The sequence below is a fragment of the Methylocaldum sp. genome, from assembly GCF_039794385.1.
Lineage (GTDB): Bacteria > Pseudomonadota > Gammaproteobacteria > Methylococcales > Methylococcaceae > Methylocaldum.
This window is the reverse complement of sequence record NZ_JBDIVO010000367.1, coordinates 1-4,401: the sequence shown is the minus strand read 5'-3', so window position 1 is coordinate 4,401 and position 4,401 is coordinate 1. Positions and strand designations below refer to the sequence as shown.

The 4,401-nt window shown below is 57.3% G+C and carries 4 protein-coding genes; 1 reads left to right on the top strand and 3 read right to left on the bottom strand.

Annotation, left to right across the window (positions count from 1 at the left end; translation table 11 throughout):
- A partial coding sequence (locus ABJK70_RS20840) for an AAA family ATPase (RefSeq protein ID WP_347258988.1) occupies positions 1-1,237 on the top strand: 1,237 nt, incomplete at its 5' end.
- A 718-nt stretch (positions 1,238-1,955) separates the two neighbouring features.
- On the opposite strand, the gene ABJK70_RS20835 is transcribed toward ABJK70_RS20840, so the two are convergent.
- The 3 genes from ABJK70_RS20835 to ABJK70_RS20825 all read right to left on the bottom strand — a co-directional run.
- Positions 1,956-2,993, bottom strand: coding sequence for a hypothetical protein (locus tag ABJK70_RS20835; protein WP_347258987.1), 1,038 nt, complete (start codon positions 2,991-2,993; stop codon positions 1,956-1,958).
- A gap of 191 nt (positions 2,994-3,184) precedes the next feature.
- On the bottom strand, positions 3,185-3,514 hold the full coding sequence (locus ABJK70_RS20830) for a hypothetical protein (RefSeq protein WP_347258986.1): 330 nt from the start codon (positions 3,512-3,514) through the stop codon (positions 3,185-3,187).
- 193 nt (positions 3,515-3,707) lie between these two features.
- A partial coding sequence (locus ABJK70_RS20825; protein WP_347258985.1) for a hypothetical protein occupies positions 3,708-4,401 on the bottom strand: 694 nt, incomplete at its 5' end.

The window sequence follows — 4,401 nt, the reverse complement described above, 5'->3', positions numbered from 1 at the left end:
GGGCTGGTTGGCTGCGGGGAAAATGCATGTACTTGGTGGCGCACCCGGTACCGGAAAAACCACAATTAGTATGGCGCTCGCCGCGGCAGTCACGACCGGGGGACACTGGCCGGATGGGACACGGTCTCCTGTCGGGAATGTGGTCATCTGGTCCGGAGAAGACGATCCAGCCGACACACTAGTCCCCCGGCTGATTCTTTCTGGCGCCAGCATGGACCGTATCTACTTCGTAGCCGATGTGCGCGAGGGCAATGAACGGCGGGCTTTCGATCCAGCCCGAGATATGGAGCCACTGCAACACAAGCTGACAGAAATCGGTGATGTTCGTCTTCTGGTCGTAGATCCCATCGTTTCAGCCATTACAGGTGATTCTCATAAGAATGCTGAAGTCCGCCGCGCTCTCCAACCACTTGTCGACTTGGCTGCCGGCATGCGCTGCGCCTTTGTCGGCATCACACATTTTTCGAAAGGGACTGGTGGGCGCGATCCGGTGGAGCGTATAACCGGGAGCTTGGCATTCGGGGCGCTTGCACGAGTGGTACTGGTTGCAGCTAAGCACCAAAAGGACGATGAAGATGGACATACCCGACGAATATTTCTCCGTGCCAAGTCCAACATTGGCCCTGACGACGGGGGTGTCGAATATGAACTACAGCAAAACGAACTGACCGACCACCCTGGGCTATGCTCCTCATCCGTGGTGTGGGGTGAATTACTGGAAGGACCCGCCCGTGAGCTGCTCGAAGAGGCAGATGCGACCAGCAGCAACAGTGATAGCGGAGCGCTATCCGACGCCAAAGATTTCCTCGCCAGTGTTTTGGCCGATGGCCCGGTACCCGTCACTACCATCCGACGCGACGCCGAGAATGCAGGCCACTCCTGGGCGACAATTCGGAGGGCACGAGCAGCATTGGGGATCAGTTCATCGAAGACCGGGATGCAGGGCGGCTGGGAGTGGGCGTTACCCGGAAGATGCTCAACGGGGCACGAAGGTGCCCAGCAAGAAAGCATGAGCACCTTCGCCACCTCTGAGCATCTTGACGATGAATTTGGAGGCAGCCCACCCCCACGGGCGCCTGTCGTCCCCATGCCTGTGACCTGCGCGACCTGTAGGTACTTCAGGGCAACAAGCCACCCGCATCTAGGCCACTGTGGCGCTGGCGCCCCCGAGGACCCGGCCGGCCTATGGAGTACCGACCGACGCAACTGCACGCACTGGACAAGGAAGTCGGAGTGAGTACCCGCACTTGCACCCACCGCACGATTGGAAGCCTGCCGGAATCCAGTCACCGTTCCCAGACTGCGTCGGAAAGGAGTTAATTTATGCAAGAATACGGGAAGCGATATACGTCCGCCGAGCTACGCAGGTGGTGGCGATACCACTGGGACGCCCGAAACCGATATCTGAATGAACTTGAAGCTTGGCGTGCAGCAGCCCATCAGTTCGAGGCGCATCTCTTACCACCGCAGCCGGACGAACCCATCATGCCGGCGTTTCTGCGCGGTCTCACCTGCGGCGCAAAAACTCGCAAGGGGACCCCTTGCCAGCGCCGGGATCTCCATCGCTCCGGTCGATGCCGGCTCCATGGCAGCCTCTCCACTGGCCCCAGGGCCGAGGCCGGCAAACGCTGGAGCGCCAGAAGCGGTAACTACCCCAAAAGGCGGAAACGAACCCCATGAGCGTAAGCAAACCCCATGGAGACGCTTAGATTGTTAAAAAATGCTAAGAATTCCGTACCGCACGATCTTCTAGCACCCTGAGTGCCGGTGGTGTCCTCTTCCCTGAGGGGCCATTTACCGAAGCATCAGTGTTGGACGCGCTGGAACCACTGCAGCCGGGGAGAAGCGGTCATTCAGCCAGGCGGCTACATCTTCGGGCCGAGGGACTGCATTCGGCCAAGAGCGGACCTTCTCCACAAACTCACCCAACAGCGAGGTTAGGTCTCGCCGGCAAGTTACGATACGCGACCCCTGATCCTTTCGAGGATCTCACTGACGTGCTTCGGATACTCACCGCTGAAGTACTCGAAGGTAAGCGGATTGGCTGTATAGAAGTGGCAACAGAACTCGACCCAGTCTTTCGTTCTCAGTGGGCCATTGATCTTGAAGACCTTGCTCGACCTGGCCTTGATGTGCGCTGGGTTCTTCATCGTCATGTTGAAGTCGGAATCCCGCCTCTGGAAATATTCTTCTTCCGTGAAAAGCTGAATCGCACCGTCGAAGTGCCTGAAGCAGTTGGCCACAAGGTCAAACTCGGCATGCAGGTAGCGGGCGGGGAAGTAGTGTTGCCCCCCGACATCGATCCGTATGTCCTCAGCCTTCATTTCCAGAGCCTGGAACGACTTGATGCCATCCGACTCGTTCCACTTGATGTCTAGACAGTATGCGCCGGCAAAGAATAAAGAGACATGCCGAGATTCGAGATCCACGGGCGGGCGCAGCTTGACGATTCCGGATTTGATATTTCGTATGTCCTCGTCGAAGGGAGCGCCGAACCAAGTGTCGGCTTCGACATAGCCAAGCCCGTCGACATCGATCCGGACTCGGTCTTCGTCGAGGGCAATGTATTTTTCTATGCCGGGGCCGTCGAACTGCCAGAACAGATCTACAAACCTCGGGGCCCAGTTGTTGACTGGATGCATCCCGCGCCGGTAACAGGGGTGGGCCATTAAAATAAAGTCGGGCCCGGAAAAGCATCCTTCGTAATAGAGGCTGGGAGGGAATCGACTTGCGATCTCGTTGAACGACAGCAGTCCGTCGCGCTCGGTCCTTATTGGTCCCAATAGCGTCCTTGCGATACCCTGCGCCTTGGCAACGATGCCGATGGTCTGGATGTACTCGAATGACTCCGCGCCGAGGATCACGCCCTTGGATGCGGCCAGAGCCGTGAACTTCGCAATCAGGTCAGATGCTTCGGCAAGTCGTTCGCGTGACTGTTTTTCCATGTCCGCGAAATGCCGGGCCATCATCTCTTCGTATTCTTGGTCAACCATCACGGTATTCCGAGCAGGTAATAGAGTCCCGCCAATATACATGCGCAATCCTTACGACTGGAAAATTGCCTACATAGATCGGGCTCGAAAGCGCGGCGCACTGGGCCAGAAATGACTGCACCTGGCCGCAAGGGGACTTTCCGGCAAGCCCAAGCAAAATCTTAATTGACACCTCAGGCACTAGAGGCGCCCTAGATCAAGGCCAGAATCTGCCTTAACGACGCTTGCTCCGCCCGCCCCTGCAACTGTACTCGCGTTTTCGGATCCAGCGGCGCGACCGGCTCAAGAATCTCGTCCGTCGCGTCCGCTATCAGCATCTGCACCTCGTCCGTCTCCACGATCGCCGTTCCCCAATCATCCGGATCCGCCATCAGGATGCCCTCCGCGTGAGTCAGCAGATCCTCGATCGCTTCCTGCGCCCGCTTCTTGCCGGCCCGGTCGATCAGATCCTGGAAGCGAATTGCCAGCAGATCCGGGTACTCCGTCAGTTTCGGCTGCGCCGCCCCGTCCTCCAGCGGCACCCCTGGACCAGCCGCTTGCCCGGGTCGTCCGGCAACACCGGGAACCACCACGTCTGTACTGCATCCGCATCCTGGTCGCTCATTGTTTTACTTCCACTGGGTTCTTATTGCTGCGACAGCACACGATATTGAATAGCAGCCAAAGTTCGCCCCTGGTTGCCACTGCAGCCGATCGAATATCCGATAAACCGGCCTAAGGCGTACTATGGGCCCGATTTTTGAACCTCTCTCTACCGAAATAGCCCCCCATACCTGCACCAACTATTGCGAATAGAAATGATCTCGATAGACCGTCCACCAGCACGGTAGTCAGAGAACCCGATACAAGCATAGATGCCCAACTGATAGCCCCAAGCGGCCAGCCGATAACAACGCCACTGACGAATCCGATAAACACCCACCATAGTTTCCGACCGGATTGGCTTAGGAGAAAGCTGATTCCAAACGCAATACCAAGCGTAACGGCTTGTAGTACGGTAATTGCGAATGCCGTGAGATGGCGCGCCCTATCAGATCCGGATTGACCACCTTGAATGGACTCGCCATTGACCTTATTGGCAAGCCTGGCTTGGCGTCGGGCGACAATCCTTGCGTAGGCCTCTGAGGGGGATTCACTTGCCACCGATGGAGGGATGGCATCGTCACGGGCGAACGACGCGTCAACTTCATCGAGCAAAGAAGAAATGACTTGATCCTGCAAATAGGTATTGCTGTCGATACTCGGCGGTGCCTGGTCTCTCGGCTCAATCTTGATAGGCAATAGCCCGAAAATTAAAGATGCCGCTGTAACAGCCCCACCCGCAATGAAGGCAAGCACCAATGCCGTCTTACTCATCCTGGCTCCTTGACGATTCGACAAGCGGCGCTGCCAGGTAGTCCTCTGTTTT

Bases quoted from the DNA above. Each gene is read 5' to 3' on its own strand.
- ABJK70_RS20835 (WP_347258987.1), bottom strand. From the start codon at position 2,993: ATGGTTGACCAAGAATACGAAGAGATGATGGCCCGGCATTTCGCGGAC.